18 protein-coding genes are annotated in these 21,302 nt (G+C 69.7%); 14 read left to right on the plus strand and 4 right to left on the minus strand.

Annotation, left to right across the window (positions count from 1 at the left end; translation table 11 throughout):
- Nucleotides 1–5: 5 nt before the first annotated feature.
- A complete protein-coding gene (locus AB0B86_RS10785) occupies nucleotides 6–962 on the minus strand; it encodes an acyltransferase domain-containing protein (protein WP_357417426.1) in 957 nt (318 codons plus the stop codon).
- Between the two features lie 222 nt (nucleotides 963–1,184).
- On the opposite strand from AB0B86_RS10785, the gene wrbA reads away from it, so the two are divergent.
- The 3 genes from wrbA to AB0B86_RS10800 all read left to right on the plus strand — a co-directional run bounded on the left by wrbA (nucleotide 1,185) and on the right by AB0B86_RS10800 (nucleotide 3,476).
- A complete protein-coding gene (wrbA, locus tag AB0B86_RS10790; RefSeq protein ID WP_357402033.1) occupies nucleotides 1,185–1,784 on the plus strand; it encodes an NAD(P)H:quinone oxidoreductase in 600 nt (199 codons plus the stop codon).
- A 120-nt stretch (nucleotides 1,785–1,904) separates the two neighbouring features.
- A complete protein-coding gene (locus AB0B86_RS10795) occupies nucleotides 1,905–2,708 on the plus strand; it encodes a GNAT family N-acetyltransferase (protein WP_357402031.1) in 804 nt (267 codons plus the stop codon).
- 39 nt (nucleotides 2,709–2,747) lie between these two features.
- Nucleotides 2,748–3,476 carry a tetratricopeptide repeat protein gene (locus AB0B86_RS10800; protein ID WP_357402029.1) on the plus strand — a complete coding sequence of 243 codons (729 nt, stop codon included), beginning with the start codon at nucleotides 2,748–2,750 and terminating at the stop codon, nucleotides 3,474–3,476.
- Between the two features lie 48 nt (nucleotides 3,477–3,524).
- On the opposite strand, the gene AB0B86_RS10805 is transcribed toward AB0B86_RS10800, so the two are convergent.
- Entirely contained in the window at nucleotides 3,525–4,127 is a 603-nt protein-coding gene (locus AB0B86_RS10805) for a methyltransferase domain-containing protein (protein ID WP_357402027.1), read from the minus strand.
- Nucleotides 4,128–4,252: 125 nt separating this feature from the next.
- On the opposite strand from AB0B86_RS10805, the gene AB0B86_RS10810 reads away from it, so the two are divergent.
- Nucleotides 4,253–4,549, plus strand: a complete 297-nt coding sequence (locus tag AB0B86_RS10810) for a chorismate mutase (RefSeq protein ID WP_357402025.1) — start codon at nucleotides 4,253–4,255, stop codon at nucleotides 4,547–4,549.
- A 32-nt stretch (nucleotides 4,550–4,581) separates the two neighbouring features.
- Here AB0B86_RS10810 and AB0B86_RS10815 read toward each other — a convergent pair whose 3' ends face one another.
- On the minus strand, nucleotides 4,582–5,484 hold the full coding sequence (locus AB0B86_RS10815; protein WP_357417429.1) for an IclR family transcriptional regulator: 903 nt from the start codon (nucleotides 5,482–5,484) through the stop codon (nucleotides 4,582–4,584).
- Between the two features lie 113 nt (nucleotides 5,485–5,597).
- Here AB0B86_RS10815 and AB0B86_RS10820 point away from each other — a divergent pair, with 113 nt between their 5' ends.
- The 7 genes from AB0B86_RS10820 (at nucleotide 5,598) to AB0B86_RS10850 (ending at nucleotide 14,215) form a co-directional block, all read left to right on the plus strand.
- The gene (locus tag AB0B86_RS10820; protein ID WP_357417432.1) at nucleotides 5,598–6,791 is read left to right on the plus strand and encodes a sugar ABC transporter substrate-binding protein; all 1,194 of its coding nucleotides are present in this window, start codon (nucleotides 5,598–5,600) and stop codon (nucleotides 6,789–6,791) included.
- A gap of 75 nt (nucleotides 6,792–6,866) precedes the next feature.
- A complete protein-coding gene (locus AB0B86_RS10825; RefSeq protein WP_357402019.1) occupies nucleotides 6,867–7,814 on the plus strand; it encodes a sugar ABC transporter permease in 948 nt (315 codons plus the stop codon).
- Complete coding sequence (locus tag AB0B86_RS10830; protein WP_357402017.1) at nucleotides 7,811–8,641, plus strand: carbohydrate ABC transporter permease; 831 nt, start codon at nucleotides 7,811–7,813, stop codon at nucleotides 8,639–8,641. Before AB0B86_RS10825 ends, AB0B86_RS10830 begins: the two co-directional genes overlap by 4 nt.
- An 8-nt stretch (nucleotides 8,642–8,649) precedes the next feature.
- Nucleotides 8,650–9,831, plus strand: coding sequence for a mandelate racemase/muconate lactonizing enzyme family protein (locus AB0B86_RS10835; protein WP_357417436.1), 1,182 nt, complete (start codon nucleotides 8,650–8,652; stop codon nucleotides 9,829–9,831).
- Nucleotides 9,828–11,039, plus strand: a complete 1,212-nt coding sequence (locus AB0B86_RS10840) for a fumarylacetoacetate hydrolase family protein (protein ID WP_357417438.1) — start codon at nucleotides 9,828–9,830, stop codon at nucleotides 11,037–11,039. Before AB0B86_RS10835 ends, AB0B86_RS10840 begins: the two co-directional genes overlap by 4 nt.
- 2 nt (nucleotides 11,040–11,041) lie before the next feature.
- Entirely contained in the window at nucleotides 11,042–12,553 is a 1,512-nt protein-coding gene (locus AB0B86_RS10845) for an aldehyde dehydrogenase family protein (protein ID WP_357417610.1), read from the plus strand.
- Between the two features lie 87 nt (nucleotides 12,554–12,640).
- On the plus strand, nucleotides 12,641–14,215 hold the full coding sequence (locus tag AB0B86_RS10850; protein WP_357417441.1) for an alpha/beta hydrolase-fold protein: 1,575 nt from the start codon (nucleotides 12,641–12,643) through the stop codon (nucleotides 14,213–14,215).
- Nucleotides 14,216–14,310: 95 nt separating this feature from the next.
- Here the strand turns inward: AB0B86_RS10850 and AB0B86_RS10855 are convergent, their stop codons facing one another.
- Entirely contained in the window at nucleotides 14,311–15,834 is a 1,524-nt protein-coding gene (locus AB0B86_RS10855) for an alpha-N-arabinofuranosidase (RefSeq protein ID WP_357417443.1), read from the minus strand.
- A 673-nt stretch (nucleotides 15,835–16,507) separates the two neighbouring features.
- Here AB0B86_RS10855 and AB0B86_RS10860 point away from each other — a divergent pair.
- The 3 genes from AB0B86_RS10860 to AB0B86_RS10870 all read left to right on the plus strand — a co-directional run bounded on the left by AB0B86_RS10860 (nucleotide 16,508) and on the right by AB0B86_RS10870 (nucleotide 21,275).
- On the plus strand, nucleotides 16,508–17,530 hold the full coding sequence (locus tag AB0B86_RS10860; RefSeq protein ID WP_357402007.1) for a LacI family DNA-binding transcriptional regulator: 1,023 nt from the start codon (nucleotides 16,508–16,510) through the stop codon (nucleotides 17,528–17,530).
- 118 nt (nucleotides 17,531–17,648) lie between these two features.
- Nucleotides 17,649–19,832, plus strand: a complete 2,184-nt coding sequence (locus AB0B86_RS10865) for an alpha/beta hydrolase-fold protein (RefSeq protein ID WP_357417446.1) — start codon at nucleotides 17,649–17,651, stop codon at nucleotides 19,830–19,832.
- A 102-nt stretch (nucleotides 19,833–19,934) separates the two neighbouring features.
- Entirely contained in the window at nucleotides 19,935–21,275 is a 1,341-nt protein-coding gene (locus AB0B86_RS10870; RefSeq protein ID WP_357417448.1) for an extracellular solute-binding protein, read from the plus strand.
- The last annotated feature ends 27 nt before the right edge of the window (nucleotides 21,276–21,302 follow it).

Raw genomic sequence — 21,302 nt, forward strand, 5'->3', positions numbered from 1 at the left:
CGCCGTCAGCGGTGTGGCTGGATCGGGAACCGGCCCCGGTGCCAGCGCCAGTGGCGGCCGGCCGTCAGGTGGTCGACGACCGCACGCTGGAGCACTGTGTCGCGCGGCAGCTTGTCGAGTGGTGTGGTCAGGGTGCGGAACACGAATCGCCGCACCTCGACATCGGCGTCCAGCCCTTCGGGTTCCTCGTAGGGCTCCAACTCGAAGCGCTGTTGGAACCGGATGATGTTGGAATCCGCTGGCAGGTATTCCCGCAGCTGCGGGTCGAGCAGCCAGGAGCCGCAGGCGAACGCGGTGTAGTGCTCGTCGGGGAAGTGGCGTGCGAAGAAGACGCGGGCCGCGTCGAGCGATGCCGCGACGGCCGCCGGGGTCAGCGGACCCGCCTCGGGGATGTGCAGGTCGATGGTGGTGCCGCCGCGCTGGTGCTGCAACCGGCCCAGCTCGTAGAGGCCGCCGCGGGCGTGCAGCGTCAGCCAGCTCTGCATGACCGGCCAACCCTCGCCGTGCATCCGCCTGTCGATCGCGAGGTTGCGGCCCAGGTCGGCGAGGGTCGTCCAGGACACCTCATCGGTGATGCCGTGGTCGCGGTGGTAGCCCCGGACGACGTCGACGAGCGCCAGGTACGCGTACACGTAGAGGTGTCGCCAGGCGGGACCTCGGTCGCGCGGCAGTTCCGGACCGGGCGACAGCCAGCCGTGGCCTCCGAGGTCGGCCAGGACCAGAGCTGTCGTGCGGTCGAGCAGCCAGCGCAGCTCCGGGGTCCACAGTGCTGAGTCGGGATCGGGCCAGCCGGCCATGATCTCCGCGGCGTCGTCCGGTCGTACCGCGAGCCGGTCGAGGATCGCGGGCGCGTCGGCCCTGGCGGGCAGCGGAGCCGACGGCCGGTCGGCGGCGAGGCGGTGCACGCGGTCGATGTCCTCGACGGGGACCCCGAGTCGGGCGGCGATGGCGTCCGGATCCACGTGGCGGATCGTACCGCCAGCAGGTTTGGGTTGGGAGCAGCGGTGCGCTCCTGGCGCTTTCCGCCGTCCTGCGCCGTTTGTCGGCATTGGCTCCCTGTCGGCCGTGCGTCGGCGTCGGCGTGTCCGGGGTCCGGTGGCAACCGCTCGCTGCCGTTGCTAGAGTCAGATTGTTGCTGCCGCAAATTTATCGTCGGCAACTACTTCGACGAAAGGACCCCTCCGATGGCCAAGCTCGCCGTCATCTACTACTCCTCGACCGGCACCGTGCACGCCATGGCCAAGCGGCTCGCCGAGGCCGGCGAGAAGGCCGGCGCCGAGGTGCGGCTGCGCCAGGTGCCGGAACTCGCCCCGCAGGAGGCCATCGCCTCCAACGCCGCCTGGAGCCAGCACTTCGACGCCACCAAGAGCGAGCCGAAGGCGACCGCCGACGACGTCGTCTGGGCCGACGCGGTGCTCTTCGGCACCCCCACCCGGTACGGCAACGTCTCCAGCCAGCTCAAGCAGTTCATCGACACCCTCGGCCCGCAGTGGGGGCAGGGCCTGCTGGCCGACAAGGTGTACGCCGGTTTCACCGCCTCCATGACCGCCCACGGTGGGCAGGAGTCGACGCTGCTGGCGCTCTACAACACGATCCACCACTTCGGCGGCCTGGTTGTGGCCCCCGGCTACACCGACCCGACGAAGTTCGCCGACGGCAACCCGTACGGCGTCTCGCACGTCACCGGCGGCAGCAACGACGCACCGCTGGGCGACGCGCAGCTCAACGCCCTCGACCACATGGCTCAGCGGGTGGTCACGATCGCCGGCAAGCTCACCGCCTGAACACCCGCCCGGGCCGCAACCCGGCCGAGCGGACGAACTACCTGCCTGGGGCCGGTTTCCCGACTGTGGAGACCGGCCCCAGGCAGGCTCACCCGGCCCGCGGCCCGGCGGCGCAACAAGGTGGCGCCGACCGCCGGTCGGGCCAGGAACAACGAGGAGGATTCGATCAGCACCAGCGCCGATCGGATGGCGGCGTCGTACGCCGATGCCATCAAGGCTCTCTGTGCGGTCACCCCGAAGGGCTGGTACGCCGAGCGGGGCACCGCCCGAGCGGCGGTGACCCAGGCGGAGGTGGCGTCGCTGAACGTGGCCTACGACCTGACGCGGGAGCCGGATCTCGGCTCCCTCGACCGGCTGGCGACCGAGGTCCGCCGGCAGGCCGCGCACTGGTCGATCATGGTGCGGAGTGCGGCGGACGACGCGGTCCGCGATCTCGCCGCCCGGCACGAGCTGCTCAACAGCAGCGAGCTGCCCCTGCTGGCCTGCACCGCGGCTGACGTGGTCTACCGGGCCGACGCGCCGCGGCACGAGGTGATCCGCCAGGTCCGCGCGGCCGAGTCTGACCGGTACACCGAGACCCTCACCCGCAGCTTCGAAGCTCCGGACGGCGCCTTCGGTGCCCTGGTGGGCGGCGGTGTGCTCGACGCCGACCAGGTGAGTGGCTATCTGGCCGAGGAGTCCGGCCGACCCGTCGGCACCGGGCTCGGGTTGCGGACCGCAGGCGTGCTCGGCGTGTTCAACATCGCCGTGGTGCCGTCCGCACGAGGTCGTGGGCTGGGCCGAGCGATCACCGAGGCCGTCCTGCGCGACGGCGTCGCGGCCGGCACGGAGGCCGCGTACCTGCAGTCGAGCGAGATGGGCCGACCGCTCTACGAGACGATGGGCTTCCGCCTCGTGGAGAACTGGACCCTCTTTCACGCCTGAGGGCTGAGAGTGCGGTCCGCAACGAGAGGGAGAACAGAAGTGGGTTTCAGCGACGATGTTCGCGCGGCCTTCCGCCGGGGCGAGACCGACGCGGTGGTGCGAATGAGCCAGGCCGAGATCGACAGGGCGCGGACGGCCGGAGATCCGGCGGGGGAGGTGGAGGCCCGGTACAGCCTCGCCCGGGTCGCCATCCGTGGTGGTGACCTCCCGGCTGGCGAGGCGCGTGCTCGGGAAGCGCTGGCGGTCGCCCTGCGCTCCGGTGATCGGAGTCTGGAGGAGCGACCCCGCCATGTCCTGGCCGCCGTGGCCCGGATGTCCGGCGACCTGACCCGGGCCCGGCAGCTCTACCGGGAGAGCATCGCGCTCAACGAGGTTCTGGGGCAGCCCGAACTCGTCAACTCGGAGACCCACAACCTCGGGTTCTGCGAGTTGGGTCTCGGCAATCTCGACGCGGCGGGAGCGTTGTTCGCCGCGAGCCGTGAGCGGGTCTTCCGGAACGGCTGGGTGGACTTCGTCCCGTACGTCTGCCTGGCGGGCGCCGCGCTCGCGTCAGCCCACGGTGACCACCAGCGGGCCGCTCGGATGGTCGCCGTCACGGACGCCGCGTTCGCGGCGCTGGGCCAGGTGCCCGATCCCGACGACGCGGCGGACCTGGCGGCCGTGCGGGCGGCCGCGGTCGAGGCGCTCGGCGCGACCGGCTTCGCCGAGGAGTACGCCCGGGGCCAGCGTCTCGAACCGCGTGCGGCGTTCGTGGAGGAGACCGACTGACCCGACCGCCACCCGTCGCGCCGACGGTGACGGCTGTCCGGCCTGCCGCTACTGCGTGACAGCCGCGATGACGGCGACTGGCCGCCTGTCGCCTTCGCCGGGCCGCCGTTGGCGTTCGACCTCCCGGAAGCCGGCCCGGCTGAGCCGCTGCGACACCTCGTCCGGGGGCCAGCGGTAGGCGGTCACCACCTTGTGCTCGAAGGGACCGATCTCGTCGGCGTCGAAGAAGCCCAGCACCAGCCGCCCACCCGGGGCCAGTGCCCGCCGGAACTCAGTGAGCACGTCGTCGAACTCCGGTGGCGGCAGATGGATGAATGAGTACCAGGCCAGGATGCCGTCGATGGAGCCGTCGGCGACGTCGAGGTGTTCGAACGACCCGAGGTGGTACTCGACGCCCGGGTGGGTCGCCCGCGCATGGGTGACGAATTCGGGGACCAGGTCGATCCCCCTGGCGTCGACGCCGAGCGAACAGAGGTAATCGGTCAGATGGCCGGGGCCGCAGCCCAGGTCGAGCACCGTGCCGGGCTGAGCTGTCAGGTGCCGGCCGATGAGGTCGAGGTCGTCGGGGTCGACCTGTTGGCGCGTGCCGAACAGGTCGATGTAGAGGTTTGCGATCGAGCCGTACGCCTGCCGAACGTTCTCCCGCTGCACAGCCGGAACTATACGAGGACCGGTGTCGCCACGCTGCTCGGCTCGCGCTCCGGCCGGGGTGGGGTGGGCGGTGAGGGTCGGGCGACGGTCCGAGCCGTCGGCCCCGCCGTGCGACGATTCCCGGCATGACAGACACCGCGTCGGCACTGGCCGACATCCGCGCCCAGATCGACGAGTTGGACGCCGCGCTCGTCGGGCTGCTCGCCCGGCGGGAGGCACTGGTCCGGCGGGCGGCCCCGCTCAAGAGCGACAAGCAGGCGGTCCGCGCGCCGGACCGGGTGGCGCAGGTGGTGGCGCGGGTCCGCGTGCTGGCGGAGGACTCCGGCGCGGACCCGGACCTGGTCGAGCGGATCTACCGCGACATGATCCGGGCCTTCATCGACATGGAGAGCGACGAGCATCATCGGCTCGGCGGCGCCTGACTGCCCCGGCGCGACCCCGGATGCGCAGGCGCTCACCCGTCGATCGGTCGGCCGTCCTCCGACCCGTCCGGGCCCGGGCCGGCCGGCGTGTAACCGAGTTCGCACGAGATCCGGTTCGCGGTCTCCAGCAGGCGCGGCAGGTTGCTCCTCAGTTGCTCGAGGTTGGCGATGACCTCGATCGCCGTGATCGATGCGGCGGCGATGACCTGGCCCCGGGAATCCCTGATCGGCGCGGCGACACACATCACGTAGGCGTCGTGCTCGCCGTTGTCGGTGGCCCAGCCGTTCTCGCGGATGCGGACGAGTTCGGCTTCGAGGGACTCGTGGTCGGCGAAGGTGGTGTCGGTGAATCTCTCGAAGACGACATGGGAGAGCAGGCGGTCGCGTTCCTCCGCCGGCAGGTAGGCGAGGATCGTCTTGCCGACGGCGCTGGCGTAGATCGACACGGCCCGTCCCACCCGGGACGGCAGCTTGACGGCATCGAACGCCGGGCTGTCGACCTTGTCGATGTAGATGATCTCATCGCCGGTCAGTTGTGCCAGGTGCACGGTGTGGCTGGTCTCGCGCTGTAGTGCGCGCAGGTGCGCGGCCGCGAACTGACGAAGGTCCATCGAGCCGAGGGCAAGCTCGGACAGCTCGATCAGCCCGCTGCCGAGCACGTAGGTGCCCGCACCGGTCCGGCGGACGAAGCGCGCGGACTCCAGGGTCTGCAGGATCCGCAGCGCCGTGGACTTGTGTACGTCGAGCACGTCCGCCGCCTCGGTGAGCGACAGCGGGTGCTCCGCCGAGCGACGGATGAGGTCGATCGCGCGGCGAATCGATTGGGCCAAGGCTATGCCTCCCCTCGAAGCGATGGGCCCCGCCCATCGCTTGCGTTGCAATATGTGCAATGTAGACGACGCAGTGCGCAACCGCCACTTGACACCGTTGCGCATGGCGCTACGATCGTTGCAATTTCATCCCGAAGACTCTGACTCGTAACACTGGAGTAACGATGGGTAACCAGCGCGCTCGTTTCGGCATCATTGGGGCGACATGTGCCCTCGGCTTGGTCGCCACTCTCCTGACCGGCTGCGGCTCTGACGGCGACTCGGGCAACGGGGTCACCAAACTGACCTTCGCCGCCTCGACCTTCGGCGACCCGGGCCGCGGACCTCTGCTGACCAAGTGGCTCGATGAGTTCAACCAGAGCCAGACCAAGGTCCAGGTCTCTGCCGCCGCGGTCCCGTACCCGACCTTCGGTCAGACGGTGCTCACGCAGATGGGCAGTGGTAAGGGCCCCGACCTGATCCGCTTCGACATGCCCGAGTTCGAGGCCGCCTCGGACGCCGGCCTCGTCGCACCGCTCGACAAGGTGGTCGACGCCAGCAAGTACGACCTGCTCAAGCAGCCCGACCAGTTCATGGTCCACGACGGTGTCCGGCACGGCGTCATCTTCGAAGCGTCGAACTACGCGATGTTCTACAACGCGGACCTGATCCCCACGCCGCCGTCGACCTACGAGCAGTTCGCCGCCACCGCCAAGTCGCTCACCAAGGGCGACGTCTTCGGCCTGGCGTTCCGCCAGACGGAGGCCGAGGAGGCCGGCGTCTGGCAGGACATCTTCAACTACGTCTACGGCTTCGGCGGCGCGTGGTCCGACGGCAAGAACCTGACGATCAACTCGCCGGAGAACCTCAAGGGTCTGCAGGCGTTCAAGGACCTGTACGACGCGAACGTGATCCCGCGCGGAGCGGACGCGGCGACGTTCCGGCGGATGTTCGCCGAGGGCAAGGTCGGGATGGAGCTCAACAACGGCGGATACGTGACCGCCACCCGGGGTCAGAACGCGAAGCTGAACTTCAGCGTCGCGCCCATCCCGTTCCCGGTGCGTAAGCAGGGCACGATCCTCGCGCCGATCGTGATCAACGAGGCGAGCGAGAGCAAGGACGAGGCCGGCACCTTCATCAAGTGGGCGTTGGAGCCGCAGAACCAGGTCAAGCTGCAGGAGATCCTCGGCGCGAGCAGCGTTGCCACCACCACGCAGCGCAGCGCGGAGAAGCTCAAGGAGACCCCGTTCCTGCCCGTCTTCGACGGGCTCACCGAGACCAGCCTGCCGCAGATCGTCCTCGGGTTCGAAGCCAAGACGCCGGACATCCGCAAGGTGGTAGTGCAGAACGTGGTCGCGGCACTGCAGGGTAAGACCGACCTGAAGTCGGCACTTGACCGCGCCCAGCAGCAGGCGACCGACCTGGTCCGCTGACAGCTCGACCCGGCGACGCTGCCGGCGCGACGGACCATGCGCCGGCAGCGTCCTTCCTCAGAAGGATCGAACCCGATGACTGTGGTCGAGCAGACCGGAGCACCGAAGACAACACCCCGAACCCGGCGTCGGCCCAGCCCGCTGGGGAGCAAGTGGACGCCGTACCTGTTCCTGGCACCCGCCGCACTGTTCATCCTCGTCTTCCAGGCGGTGCCGCTCGTCCAGGAGGTGTACCTCAGCTTCACCCGGACGAGACTGCTCAACCCGACCAAGAGCGAGTGGGTTGGCCTCGACAACTTCAACCGGATCTTCGGTGACCCGGAGTTCCACCACACCCTGCTGATCACCGTCGTCTACGTGGTCACCTGCGTCGTCGTCGCGATCGGCGCCGGCCTCGTCGTCGCGCTCCTGCTCAACCGGAAGTTCCGGGGTCGCGGTGTGGCGCGGGCACTTGTGACCGTCCCCTGGGCCGCGCCCGGCATCGCTGTCGCGCTCATCGCCACCTGGATGCTCAACGCCCAGTACGGGATCGTGAACCGGATGCTCGACGCGGTGGGGCTGGGTGTGCCGGGCGGCGCGATTCTGGACAGCCCGCGTTACGCGCTGCCGGCGGTGCTCGCGACGACCATCTGGCAGCTGTTCCCGTTCACCTCGGTGGTGCTGCTCTCCGCGCTGCAATCCGTTCCGCAGGACCTCAACGAGGCAGCGACAGTCGACGGCGCGGGACGCTGGGCCACCTTCCGGGCCGTCACGTGGCAGGTCATCAAGCCCACAGTGGGACTCCTGGCGCTGCTGATGACGATCTGGTCGCTGCGGCGGTTCGAGTTGATCTGGCTGATGACCAAGGGTGGGCCGGTCGGCGCCACCGAGACGCTCGTCATCGACCTCTACTCGCAGGCGTTCGACTCGAAGGAACTCGGATCGGCGGCGGCCATCGGGATGGTCGGCGTCGTCATCTCACTCATCGTCATCATCGGCAGCCGGCTGGTCGCCCGTGCCGTGGAGAAGGAGCACGCCCGATGAGGCGCTTCCGTTTCGGTGTCACCGCACGGATCGTCGCCGTGCTCGTCGTACTCGGCATCGCGGTGTTCCCGCTGTACTGGATGTTCGTCACGGCGCTGTCGAGCAACAGCGACCTCTTCGCCGACCAGCCCCGGCTCACGCCGGACCTCGGTCAGTTCGGGGTGTTCGTCGACGCGCTCGCCGAAGGCAAGGCGGCCGGGTGGCTGCTGAACAGCCTGATCATCGCCGTGGGCACGATGGTCGTCTCGGTCGGCCTGGGTATCCCGCTCGGTTACGCGCTGTCCCGGTTCTCGTTCGGGGGCAAGGCCGTGCTGACCGTCGTGCTGCTGTTCACGCAGATGCTCCCCGAGGCGCTCATGGTCGTGCCGTTGTTCGCGCTGTTCCGTCGCTTCGAGCTGCTCGACTCGCTCACCGGCCTCGTCCTGGTCAACTCCGCCTTCGTCCTGCCGATCGTCGCGTTGATCCTCAAGGGTGCGATCGACGGCATCCCGAAGGAGTTGGAGGAGGCCGCGCGTGCCGACGGCGCCCGGCCCTTCACCACCCTGACCCGCATCAACGTGCCGCTGATCGCGCCGTCGATCGCGGCGACCGCGGTCATCGCGTTCTTCCACGCCTGGAACGAGTACGTGTTCGCGGTGACCTTCATCTTCAATCCGGACCTGCAACCGGCGTCCGTTGGCATCGCGAACTTCATCGGGGAGCTGGGCACGCCGATCCAGACCGTGATGGCCGTCGCCTTCCTGTTCACGCTGCCCGCCGTCGCGTTCTACCTGCTGGTGCAGAAGTACGTGGTGTCCGGCATGACCGCCGGCGCGGTGAAGGGTTGAGCCGAAGAATGAAGATCGTCTCCGTCGACACACTTGTCGTCGACTTCTACCGCACGAACCTCGTCATCGTGCGCGTGCACACCGACGCGGGGATCGTCGGGCTCGGCGAGGCCACCCTGGAGGGCAAGGAACGGGCCGTCCAGGGTGCCATCGCCGAGCTGGCCGAGGCGGTCGTGGGCCTGGACCCCACACGCATCTCGAAGATCCTCTACGACCTGGCGCGCGACTGGTACTGGCGTGGCGGCCCGGTGATCATGACCGCGTTGAGTTCGCTGGAGATGGCCCTGTGGGACATCTCGGCGCGCGACCTCGGTGTTCCGGTCTCCCGGCTGCTCGGCGGTGCGACCCGTGACCGGGTGCGCGCATACGCGAACGGTTGGTTCTCCGGTGCCGTCACCCCCGAGGACTACGCGGCGGCCGCCCGCCGGACTGTGGCGTCCGGCTTCCGCGGCCTCAAATGGGACCCGTTCGAGAACTACGACCTCACCATCACCACAGCGCAGTTGGACCGGGTGCTCGCCCAGATCGACGCGGTCCGGGCCGCGGTGGGCCGCGAGGTCGAGCTGTTCGTCGAGGGGCACGGTCGCTTCGACGTCCGCCACGCGATCAAGGTCGCCAGGGAGATCGCCCAGTTCGACCCGGTGTGGTTCGAGGAGCCGTGCCCGCCGGACAACCTCGACGCGCTCGTGGACATCCGCCGCGCGTCGCCGGTGCCGATCGCGGCGGGGGAGCGGTGGTACGGCCGGCAGGGCTTCGCTCCCGCGCTCGCCCGCCAGGCAGTCGACTTCGTCCAACCCGATGTGACCCACGCCGGCGGGATCGCCGAGCTGGCCTTCATCGCGACGCTCGCGTCCACCAGCTACGTCGGTTTCGCGCCGCACAACCCGAGCGGCCCGCTCAGCACCGCGGCGACGCTGCAACTCGGGGCGACGCTGCCGAATTTCCGGTACCTGGAGATCATGGCGACGGACGTGCCGTGGCGACCCGAGATCACCAACGAACGGCTGGTGCTGACCGCCGACGGCGACGTGCTCATCCCGACCGCTGTCGGACTGGGCATCGAGTTGGACCTCGCCGCGATCGAGCGGCACCCGTTCACACCGCATCCACTCCGGATGTTCCAGGACGCCGTCTACGACATCCGTCCGCGCGACGAGCGGTCCTTCTTCAACCTGGAGGGCGGCTCATGACGGTGCCACAGCCCCGGCAACAGCCCGACGGCGCGGACTGGTTCGGCACCGCCGCCGAGGCGCTGCCGGACGACGCCGACGACAGCGTCCTCATCGGCCGGATCTGGGACCCGGCCGGCGACGGACCCTCACCCGTGACCGTCCGGGACGGGCAGGTCATCGACCTCAGTCAGCGGTTCCCCACCATCCGGGACATCTGCGAACTGCCCGACCCGGCCGCGACGGTCGCCGGGCTCGACGGGCCGAGGCTCGGCGACTTCGGCGAGATGCTGGCCAACACGGCGGCAGTGACCCGCGATCACACCCGACCCTGGTTGCTCGCCCCGGTCGACCTGCAGGCACTCAAGGCCGCCGGCGTCACCTTCGCCGTCTCGATGATCGAACGCGTCATCGAGGAACGGGCCCGCGGCGACCTGGCGCTCGCGGCGGACATCCGGCAGCGGATGCTCGCCGACATCGGTGCCGACCTGCACAGCCTGACGCCGGGCTCGCCCGAGGCAGACCGGCTCAAGAGCCTGCTGGTCGCCGAGGGCATCTGGAGTCAGTACCTGGAGGTGGGCATCGGGCCGGACGCCGAGATCTTCACAAAGGGCCAGGTGCTCTCCGCCGTCGGCACCGCGGTGCCGGTGGGGGTGCTCGCCGCGTCGACCTGGAACAACCCGGAACCCGAGATCACGCTGATCATCCAGTCCAGCGGCCGGATCGTCGGCGCCACCCTCGGCAACGACGTGAACCTGCGGGACATCGAGGGCCGCTCGGCGCTGCTGCTTCCGCTGGCCAAGGACAACAACGCCTCGTGCGCCCTCGGTCCCCTGATCCGGCTCTTCGACGACCGGTTCAACCTGGACCGGGTGCGCGAGCTTGAGGTGAGCCTGGACATCCGGGGCGTGGACGGCTTCCACCTGGAGGCGGTCTCGGAGATGACCCGGATGTCGCGCGACCCGGCCGAGCTGGTGCGGCAGCTGATCGGCCCGCAGCACCGCTATCCCGACGGTGCCGCCCTGATGCTCGGCACGATGTTCGCGCCCACCCAGGACCGGGACCGCCCCGGCGAGGGCTTCACCCACAAGATCGACGACGTGGTACGGATCGGCTGTCCGGCTCTCGGCACCCTTGTCAACCGGGTGCGGCACGCCCAGGAGTGTGAGCCCTGGCAGTTCGGCGTCCGGGATCTGATGGGCAATCTGGTAAGGAGAGGACTGCTGTGAACATGGTCAGCACTGTCGACCCGCGCGACGGCCGAACCCGCACGACGGAGCTCAGCGAGACCGACGAGGCTGGGCTGGAGGCGATCACCAGCCAGGCGCCCCAGGCGGGGCAGTGGCTGTCCGGCCTGGGCAGACTCGGCCGGGCGGACCTGCTCGACGCGATCGCCGCGTCCCTGGAGGCCCGTCGGGTCGAGCTGATCGCGGCGGCGGAGGCGGAGACCGGTCTGAGCCACGCCCGGCTCGACCAGGAACTCACCCGGGCGGCGATCCAGTTCCGGATGTTCGGTGACGTGCTGCGCGACGGGGGCTACCTCGAAGCAGCCATCGACCACGCCGCCGACACCCCGCTGGGCCGCGGCCCGGACCTGCGGCGGATGCTCGTACCCCTGGGACCGGTGGCCGTCTTCGGTGCCAGCAACTTCCCGTTCGCCTTCTCGGTCGCGGGCGGGGACACCGCCGCCGCGCTCGCCGCCGGCTGCCCCACGGTCCTGAAGGCCCACCCGTCGCACCCGTTGACCTCGCACGCCTCGGCCGAGGCCATCGCGGCGGCCGTCCGCGAGCGGGGCGGGCCCGACGGTGTGATCGCTACCGTGTACGGCGAGCCGGCCGGCCGCTCCCTGGTGCGCCACCCCACGATCCGCGCGGCCGCGCTCACCGGCTCCGTCGGCGCCGCCCGTGCCATCCAGGCGGCAATCGACGAACGCCCGGATCCCATTCCCCTCTACGCCGAACTGAGCAGCGTGAACCCGATCGTCGTGCTGCCCGGCGCGGCCGCCGACCGGGGCGAGCAGATCGCCGAAGGGCTCTTCGCCTCCTTCACCAGCTCGGGCGGTCAGCTGTGCACCAAGCCCGGGCTGGCGTTCATCCCGGCGGATCCGAGCGGTGCGCGGATTGTCGACGCGCTGCGGGAGAAGGTCTCGGCCACCGGCGGTGCGATACTGCTCAACGACCGCATCCGGGCCGCGTACGAGCAGCAGGCGACGGCGTTCGAGCAGGCCGGCGCTCGCGTCTCGGCCCGACCCCGGATCGACGCCGAGGTGGGTTTCCAGGTCGCGCCGACGCTCCTGGAGGTTGAGCTGGCGGGCCTCACCGCCGAGATCGCCGACGAGTGCTTCGGCCCGCTCCTGGTCGTGGTGCGCTACGACGACGTCGCCGCGCTCGACGCGGCGCTGGCGACCGTCCCACCGTCGCTGACCGGCTCGATCCACAGTGCGCCGAGCGACGACGCGGCTGTGGTACGCCGGCTTGTCGACCTGTTCGCCGACCGGTCGGGTCGGATCGTCTTCGACGGTTATCCCACCGGCGTCCGGGTGTCGTGGGCCCAGCACCACGGCGGCCCCTGGCCGTCGACCAACACCGTGCACACCTCCGTCGGCGCCACCTCGATCCGGCGCTTCCTGCGTCCGCTTGCCTGGCAGGACGCCCCGGTCTGGATCCTTCCCGAGGAACTACAGGACGGCTATACCGCCATTCCCCGGCGAGTCGACGGGAGGTTGGAGTCAGCGGTGGCATAGCCGCGCCGGTATCCGTTCACCACGCCCGTCGAAACGTCGGTCGGCCGCGCACCGCGGCCGGCCACACGCCGAAGAGGGAGTAGGAACATGCCCGTCGCAGTCCCCCGTCCCCTGCCGCCGCCGTCACGGCGTCGGCTGCTGCTCGCCCTGCTCACCGCCGTCGCCGTCGCGGCCACCACCGCCGTCGCCCCGGCGGCGTCGGCCGCGCCACCCGCGCGGCTGGGGCCGACCGTCACCCGCACCGACACACCCCCGACCGGGTACGAGGTCACCTTCCGGTACCGGGCACCCGAGGACGTCGAACAGGTCCACATCTACGGCGACTGGTTCTACTCCCGGCCGGAGACCATCTCCTGCCAGGACTGCGGCGACGCCCGGCCACCCGCCCAGTGGCAGCCCGGCGACGTCGCGGCCACCCCGTGGCACATCCTGCCGATGAGCAAGGGCCCGGACGGGGTGTGGACCATCACCACCCCGCTGCCCGCGGGCACGTTCCGCTACGCGTTCACCCACGACTGCGCCAACGACCTGGCCACCGGCTGCACGCTGCACGACGACCCGGCGAACAGGTGGCAGATCCAGCCGCAGTACCCGGGCGCGCCCGGCGCGGTACGCAGCACGATCTACGTCCCGGCCAGCCGGAAGTTCCCGACGTACGACACCGGCTACCAGGCGCCGGTGGCCAGGACCGGGCGGCTGGAGTCCCGGCGGTACGCCTCGCCGCTGTCGACGAACCCGGCCGGGGTGCACGACATCGTCGTCTACCTGCCGCACGGCTACGACCCCCACCGGGCCACGCCGTACCCGACCCTCTACCTCAGTCACGGCAGTGGTGACCACTCGACCGCCTGGACGATGCAGGGGGTGGCCCACCTGATCCTGGAGAACGCGATAGCCGACCGGGCGGTGCAGCCGATGGTGATCGTGTCCACCGACTTCAACGGCCTGCCCGGCGGCAACGAGGGCTACGTGAACGAGCTGCGGAACAACATCTTCCCGTTCGTCGAGCAGAACTATCACGTCTCCACCCGCCCGCAGGACCGCGCCTTCGCCGGCTTCTCCGCCGGTGGCAGTCGGGCGTACACCCTGATGTACGACCACACCGATCTGTTCGGCTACCACGCGGCCTGGAGTGCGGGTGGCCCGGCCGCCACCCCGGCGCAGCTCGACAGCATGAAGGCGGTGGCCGGCGGCATCATGATCGGCACCGGGCTCCAGGACCGGTTGGGCAACATCGCCGAGAACTCCCAGCGCAACGCGGCCGCCCTGCGGGCCGCCGGGGTCGAACTCGACGAGTTCAACGTGCCGGGCGTGCACACCTGGCACGTCTGGCGCCCGCTGCTCGACCACTACCTGCGGACCCTGACGTTCCGCGCCACCACTACCGGTCTCGACGTCACCGTCGCCCCGGTGGGCGCCGCGCACCGCAGCAGGGTCACCGCCACCGCGACTGTCGACGCCGTCAGCGCCAGCACCACGGACCCGGCCGGCCGGGTCGACTTCTACGCGGGTGACACCCTGCTCGGGTCGGCCCCGGTGCACAACGGCGTGGCCCGGCTCACGAAAACCGTCCACGGTGGACTGAACGCTCCGGTGGTCGCCCACTACCGGGGTGACAAGCTCTTAAACGCTTCGTCGAGCGCACCGGTCGACGCCCGGTAGCACCGGGCTCGACATCCTCCCCGGTGCGGTGGGGAAAAGCCCGGCCGCCACCCCTGCTGACAGGGGTGGCGGCCGGGGCGCTCCGGCTCAGCAGGTCACGCTGTAGCTTCCGTGGCCCGCATCCGCAGCATGGTCCAGGACGCGGGCGGCAGCGTCAGCCGGACGGTGGCGTCGGCCTGCCGCGCGGTGTCGTTGGGGCGCGGGGCGGCGTGGTCCGGGCCGTCGGCGGTGTTCTTCGCGGCCAGGTCGGTGCCGCCGAGCGTGACGCACTCGATGATCCCGGTCAGCTGGGCGCCGCTGACGTCGACAGTCACCTCGGCCGGGGTGTCGGTGACGCGATTGACGAGGAACACAGCCATCTCACCGGTGCTGTCGTCCCAGGTGGATACCGCGTCCACCGCCGCCACCGCACCGAAGCGGTCGGTGCTCGTCGTACTGCCGTGGCGGAGCACGTCGAGCACCGCGCCCCGGGCGTGCCGGGCGGTGCGGGCGAAGGGGTGGAAGATGGTCTGCCGCCACGCCGGGCCGTCGGGTTCGGTCATGATCGGCGCGATGACGTTCACCAGCTGGGCCTGGCAGGCCGCCGTCACCCGGTCGCTGTGCCGGAGCAGGCTGATCAGCAGGCCACCGACCACGACGGCGTCCGCCACGCTGTAGTGGTCCTCCAACAGCCGGGGCGCTACCGGCCAGTCGTCACCGCTCGGCGGGGTGGACGGGGTGGCGGACTGGTACCAGACGTTCCACTCGTCGAACGCGATCATGATTTTCTTGGTGGACCGGCGGATCGCCCCGACCGAGTCGGCGATCGCGGTGACGGCGTCGATGTACCTGTCCATGTCCTCGGCGGAGGCGAGGAAACTGGGTAGGTCGTCGTCGACCGGTTGGTAGTAGGCGTGCAGGGAGATCAGGTCCACGTCGTCGTACGCCTCGGTGAGCACGTCGCGTTCCCAGCTGCCGAACGTGGGCATGCCCAGGTGTGACGAGCCGCAGGCGACGAGTTCGAGATCGGGATCGAAGCGGCGCATGGCCTTCGCGGTCTGCGCGGCGAGGCGCCCGTACTCGGTGGCGCTGCGCTGGCCCACCTGCCACGGGCCGTCCATCTCGTTGCCCAGACACCAGAGCCGGATGCCGTACGGGTCGGCCGCGCCGTTTGCGCGCCGCTGGTCGGCGAGGTGGCTGCCACCGCGGTGATTGGCGTACTCGAGTAGGTCGACCGCCTCGGCGGTGCCGCGGGTGCCCAGGTTGACCGCCATGATCGGTTCGACCTCGGCCTTGCCGAGCCAGCGCATGAACTCGTCGAGACCGAACGCGTTGGTCTCCAGGCTGTGCCAGGCGAGGTCGAGCCGGGCCGGTCGCTTGTCGACCGGCCCGACGCCGTCCTCCCACCGGTAGGAGGAGACGAAGTTGCCACCCGGGTAGCGGATCGTGGTCACGCCCAGCTCCCGCACGAGCGCCAGGACGTCGCCCCGGAAGCCGTCGGCGTCGGCCGTTGGGTGGCCCGGCTCGTAGATGCCGGTGTAGACGGCGCGACCCAGGTGCTCCACGAACGAGCCGAAGAGCCGACGCGGCACCGGCGCCACGCGCCGACGGGGGTCCAGGCTCAACCGGGCGGTGTTCACGATGCCTCCCGGGTGCCCGGCGGGGTGGTTCCGACCGGCCGGTCCGGCAGCGGCTCGGGGTGGTGGGGGAGTGGACATCCGGTGCCGGCCAGGTACGCCGACGCCGTGTCGAGGTGGGGGTTCAGGACGGGCTCCCTTCGTGCGAGGTCCCGACGCCGGGATCGCTGCCGCGGCGCGGAACCGGGGGTGGTGGGGTCCGTGTGAGGTCTGGACATCGCGGTGGCGGTGGGCTACGTTCTCGATCAATGTAAACGTTACCGAGAACGTTTACGGTAGGGAACAGCGCCAAGCGGTAAATGTTCGGCGACCCGGGCGACCACTGTCGAGCCGGAGTCCGGCGACGTTTGACCGCCGCGCCTAACCGGGCCGGATTGTTCCGCTGTCCGCATTCCGTGCGGCCCCGCGAAATGGAATCTCGCGGCCCTGGCGCGCCGTTCTCGCCGGGCTGGGGAACTGCGGAACCACACTCCCCGCCAGCCACCGAGAGTGACCTCTGTCAGCATTTCTGTGACCGGCCCCGGCGCGTCGTCATGGCCTGGTCCGAGTCCTGGTAGGACGGTGTGCCAGCGCTCGGGTAAGGAGCGCGGAGGTCTTGTGCTCGTAACCCCTGTCGGTTACGTTGGCAACACCCTGGAAACGTAACCGATAACGATTGCAGTCCAGAGGAAGCGGCATGATTGAGGTCAATGCGCCGGCCACAATGAGTGATGTCGCGCGGGTTGCCGGCGTTTCGACAGCCACCGTCTCGCGGGTGGTCAACGGGCATTACGGCGTCAGTGCCCGCACTATCGCTCAGGTCCGTTCGGCAATCGAGCAGCTCGGCTACGAGTCGAGCCTGGTGGCCACCAGTCTGCGGCGCAGCCGCACGAACGTCCTGGGCCTGGTGACGCACAGCTTCCAGTCGTACACGGCCGAGGTGCTCAAGGGAGCGATGAAGGCGCTGAGCCGCTCCGGCTTCGACCTGATCATCTATGCCAACAGTGACCTCTACGGGTCCTATTCGGAGGGCTGGGAGAAGCGGCACATCGCCCGGCTGTCCGGCACCCTCACCGACGGGTGCATCGTCGTCACCCCCTGGGGTGAGGTGCAGAGCCGGACCCCGATCGTGGCCATCGACCCGGTGCGCGGCTCGACGGCGCCCTCGGTGACCGCCGACAACCTCGCCGGCGCCACCACGGCGGTCGAGCACCTGCTGAGCCTGGGTCACCGGCGGATCGGGTTCATCGCGGGCCGCTCCAGCCTGGCGTCGGCGTGGTCGCGGGAGGAGGGCTACCGCGCGGCGCTGACGAGCGCCGACATCCCGGTCGACCCGACGTTGATCGGCGAAGGGGACTTCAACCCCGAGTCGGCGACACCGTTGGCGCGTGCGCTGTTGCGACGGACCGACCCACCCACGGCGATCTTCGCGGCGAGCGACGGGATGGCCCTCAAGGTGTTGGAGGTCGCCGCGGAGCTGGGGCTCTCGGTCCCCGGCGACCTGTCGGTCGTCGGGTTCGACAACATCCCGGAGTCAGCCCTGACCGAGCCGGGGCTGACCACTGTGGATCAGTCGATGTACCAGCTCGGCTACGAGGCCGCGCGCATGTTGAAGTCGCTGGTGACCGACGAGTGGGAGGGGCCGCGCCAGGTAGTGCTCCCGACCAGCCTCGTCGTCCGCGGCTCGAGCGCGCCACCACGAAGCACGGCACGAGGGTGACCCACGCCCGTGGTGGACCGCGAGGGAGGTGTGCAGGTAGACCCACGGCGAGATCCACCGATGAGTTGAGCCGGCCCGGCGGGTCGCATCCGTCGCCGGCGCAGGAAAGGAGTGGAGCGTGACAACCGCAACGTATCACCGGCGCCTACGCCGATCGGGCGTGCGCCGGCTGTCGGCGGTGCTCACCGCCGGAGTCATCGCGGCCGCGGCCGTGCTGTTCACGCCGCAGCCCGCGGCTGCGGCGGAAACACCCTGGCTGACGGTCTCCCCGGATCGCTACGCCTCGTTCACCGTTCCGGCCGCGTACGTCCAGGAGCAGTTGGGCACGGTGTCGCAGGTGGTCGTCGAGGGCAACATCGGCCCCTCGGCGGCCTGGGCGGAGTTCGGGTTGACCCGGCGCGGCGACGTCTGGTCGGGCATCCTCGGCCCGCTCAAGCCGGGGCTCTACCACTACCAGCTCACCGCCGACGACACCAAGCACATCAAGGATCCGACGAACAGCACCACTGTGGCGTCCAGTCCGCTCCTGAGTACCTTCCTCGTTCCGGGTGACTCGGCGCGGTGGCTGGCAGACGCACCGGCGGGCACCGGCGGCACGGTCGGGACCCTGACCTACCGCACCAGGAGCGGGCAGCGGTCGGCCCTGGTGTGGACCCCACCGGGGTACGCGGCCCAGGGCCCGAAGGCCTATCCGGTGCTCTACCTGCAGTCGGGTGCCACCCAGGCAGCTACCGACTGGCTCGACCTCGGCCGGTCCAAGCAGATCCTCGACAACCTCTCGGCCGCCGGTGCCATGAAACCGATGGTGGTCGTGATCAACGACGCCAACGGCGCGGACGGCCGGGAGTTGAAGGATCTCGGAAAGGCGGTCGCCGACAGCTACCGGGTGCTGCGCGACCCGGCGCACCAGGCGATCGCGGGTGTCTCCGACGGCGCGACGACGGCGGTCCGGGCCGCGCTGGCCAAGCCGGGTCAGTTCGGCTACGTCGGCTGGTTCTCCGGCCAGTCGGTCCCGCAGGTCGATCGGAAGGACGCCAAGACGGTCAACCGCACAGTGCGGGTGTTGCGCCTCTACACGGGGAACAAGACCGATCCGGCGTACAACCCCACCTATCGACTGATGAAGGCGTTCGACCGGGCCGACGTCAGGTTCGAGTTCGACGGGGTCAACCCGGACGGCGGCGCGAACTGGACCACCTGGCAGGAGAATCTCGTCGACTTCGCGCCGCGGCTGTTCCAGCACGTGTCGGGCAGCGGCCCGAGCGCGGGGCACCGGCCGCTGACGGGGGAGTTCGCACCGCCGCCGGTCGGCACCACCCCGACGCCCTTCGTCACCGAGGACGGGTTCGTCACGTTCGAGACCGGCCCGGACTTCACGGACGCCCAGCACGTCACTGTGTGGGCGAACATCGCGCCGGGCGGCAGTTGGCTGCGCGTGCCGCTGAACCGCGACGGTGACCGGTGGCGGGCGACAGTGGGCCCGCTGAAGCCCTGGTTCTACTACTACCGGCTGATCGTGGACCGGGTCGCGGTCAAGGACACCTCGAACCCGACGACTGTGACCACCGAACCGACCTGGAGCACCTTCCTCATCCCCGGTCCGGCTGCCCGCCTGCTGACGGACGTCCCCGCCGGCCAGGGCGGGAAGGTCGAGAGCATGACCTATGCCAGCACGGTGGCCGGCCAGGACCGCACGGCGCTGGTGTGGACTCCGCCCGGGTACGACCCGGGCCGGGCCGAGCCGTACCCGGTCCTCTACCTCCAGCACGGCGGGGGCCAGAACTACACGGACTGGGTCGAGATGGGACGCGCCAAGCAGATCCTCGACCACCAGTTCCTCGACGGTGACCTCACCCCGATGGTCGTCGTGATGGGCAACGGCAACTCGTCGAACTTCAACCGGGAACTGTTGGAGAACATCGTGCCGACGGCCCGCGCCCGCTACCACATCTCCACCGAGTCGTCCCAACAGGCGATCGCCGGCCTGTCCATGGGTGGCGGGCAGGCGCTGGGGGTGCTGCGGGCCTACCCGGGCGAGTTCGCCTACGTCGCGGCGCTGTCCGCCGGCTTCGGCAGCGGCACCGGCGTCGACGTCGAGGCGATCAACAACGGCACGAAGATGCTGCGCCTGTACGTCGGTGACCAGACCGACTTCGTCTACCCGAGCTTCATGGCGTCCCTGGCCACGCTCGACAGCCTCGGCATCCGCTACGAGTTCGACGGGGTGACCCCCGGGCCGCATGGCTGGGACGTGTGGCAGAAGAACCTCATCGACCTGGCGCCGCGCCTGTTCAAGCGCTAGGAGCACGACCACGGCGGCGCTACCGGGGCAGGACTTCCTGCCCCGGTAGTGCCCGCCGAGCAGGAAACTGTCGCACCGCGATCCCCGAAGGGAAGCACGTCAATGAAGACGAAACGAATACTCGCCACGGTAACCATGCTCGCGGCCGGGGCCGGGCTCGTCGGCTGTTCCTCCGACGAGGGGGGAAGCGACGCGAGCAACTGCACGAACACCATCACCAAGAAGGACGCGCCGGTCGTGACGATGTGGGGCTGGTACCCCAACACGCAGCTCGTCGTCGACAACTTCAACAAGCTGCACGACGACGTGCAGGTCTGCTGGACCAACGTCGGGCAGGGCGGTGACGAGTACGACAAGTTCCAGACGGCCATCTCGGCGGGCACCGGCGCACCCGACGTGATCATGGTCGAGGCGGACCGGATCCCGACGTTCCAGATCCAGGGCGCGCTCGTCGACATCAAGAAGTACGGCTACGACGCGGTCAAGGCCAACTACGGCGAGGGCGCCTGGAAGGACGTGTCGGTGGGCGACGCGGTCTACGGCGTCCCGGTCGACGGTGGCCCGATGGGCATGATCTACCGCAAGGACATCTTCGACAAGTACAAGATCACCCCTCCGAAGACCTGGGCCGAGTACGAGCAGGCCGCGCAGAAGGTGAAGGACGCCGGTGGCCCGCTCTTCGGGGACCTCGGCGCGAACGTCCCGGCGGTGCTGATGGCGCTGCAGATCCAGAAGGGCGCCTCGCCGTTCACCCTCGATCCGGCGCAGCCGAAGTCGATCGGCGTGAAGCTCAACGACCAGGCGTCCAAGGACGTGCTCGACTACTGGGGTGGCCTCGCCAAGAAGGGCCTTGTCGGTACGCAGGACCAGTTCACCCCGGAGTACATCTCCGGCGTGATCAACGGCAACTACGCGACGTACATCTCGGCGGCCTGGGCGCCCGGCTACCTCACCGGCGCGGGCGTCGGTAAGGGACAGGACACCGGCAAGTTCGCGGTGGCGCCGCTGCCGCAGTGGGATGCGAACAATCCGGTGCAGGTCAACTGGGGCGGGTCGGCGTTCTCGGTGACCAAGCAGGCCAAGAAGCCGGAGTTGGCGGCGAAGGTCGCCTACGGGCTCTACGCCGACAAGGAGTCACTCACCGACGGCTGGACCAACCAGATCATCTTCCCGCTGAACCTCACCGCACTCAAGGACCCGGCGTTCGTCGACCTGAAGGTGGCGTTCTTCGACGGCCAGCAGGCGAACAAGGAGGTCTACCTGCCCGCCGCCGAAGCCTACAAGGGTGTCGCCTACGCCCCCTTCGGTCAGTACTACCTCGACGCCATGACCAAGCAGGTCAGCGAGATCATCAAGGGCTCCGTCAGCGGGTCGCAGGCCGCCGACAAACTCCAGGACGACGTGGCGAAGTACGCCAAGGAACAGGGCTTCACCGTTCAGTGACCGAATGGGTGGGCCGTGCCGCCGCTC

This window comes from Micromonospora sp. NPDC049047, assembly GCF_040649135.1.
Classification (GTDB): domain Bacteria; phylum Actinomycetota; class Actinomycetes; order Mycobacteriales; family Micromonosporaceae; genus Micromonospora.

What these genes read in the sequence shown, in the direction of transcription:
- wrbA (WP_357402033.1), top strand. Translation starts at nt 1,185, where the DNA reads ATGGCCAAGCTCGCCGTCATCTACTACTCCTCGACCGGCACCGTGCAC.
- AB0B86_RS10810 (WP_357402025.1), top strand. Translation starts at nt 4,253, where the DNA reads ATGACAGACACCGCGTCGGCACTGGCCGACATCCGCGCCCAGATCGAC.
- AB0B86_RS10815 (WP_357417429.1), bottom strand. Translation starts at nt 5,484, where the DNA reads ATGCGCAACGGTGTCAAGTGGCGGTTGCGCACTGCGTCGTCTACATTG.
- AB0B86_RS10825 (WP_357402019.1), top strand. Translation starts at nt 6,867, where the DNA reads ATGACTGTGGTCGAGCAGACCGGAGCACCGAAGACAACACCCCGAACC.
- AB0B86_RS10830 (WP_357402017.1), top strand. Translation starts at nt 7,811, where the DNA reads ATGAGGCGCTTCCGTTTCGGTGTCACCGCACGGATCGTCGCCGTGCTC.
- AB0B86_RS10835 (WP_357417436.1), top strand. Translation starts at nt 8,650, where the DNA reads ATGAAGATCGTCTCCGTCGACACACTTGTCGTCGACTTCTACCGCACG.
- AB0B86_RS10840 (WP_357417438.1), top strand. Translation starts at nt 9,828, where the DNA reads ATGACGGTGCCACAGCCCCGGCAACAGCCCGACGGCGCGGACTGGTTC.
- AB0B86_RS10845 (WP_357417610.1), top strand. Translation starts at nt 11,042, where the DNA reads ATGGTCAGCACTGTCGACCCGCGCGACGGCCGAACCCGCACGACGGAG.
- AB0B86_RS10850 (WP_357417441.1), top strand. Translation starts at nt 12,641, where the DNA reads ATGCCCGTCGCAGTCCCCCGTCCCCTGCCGCCGCCGTCACGGCGTCGG.
- AB0B86_RS10860 (WP_357402007.1), top strand. Translation starts at nt 16,508, where the DNA reads ATGATTGAGGTCAATGCGCCGGCCACAATGAGTGATGTCGCGCGGGTT.
- AB0B86_RS10870 (WP_357417448.1), top strand. Translation starts at nt 19,935, where the DNA reads ATGAAGACGAAACGAATACTCGCCACGGTAACCATGCTCGCGGCCGGG.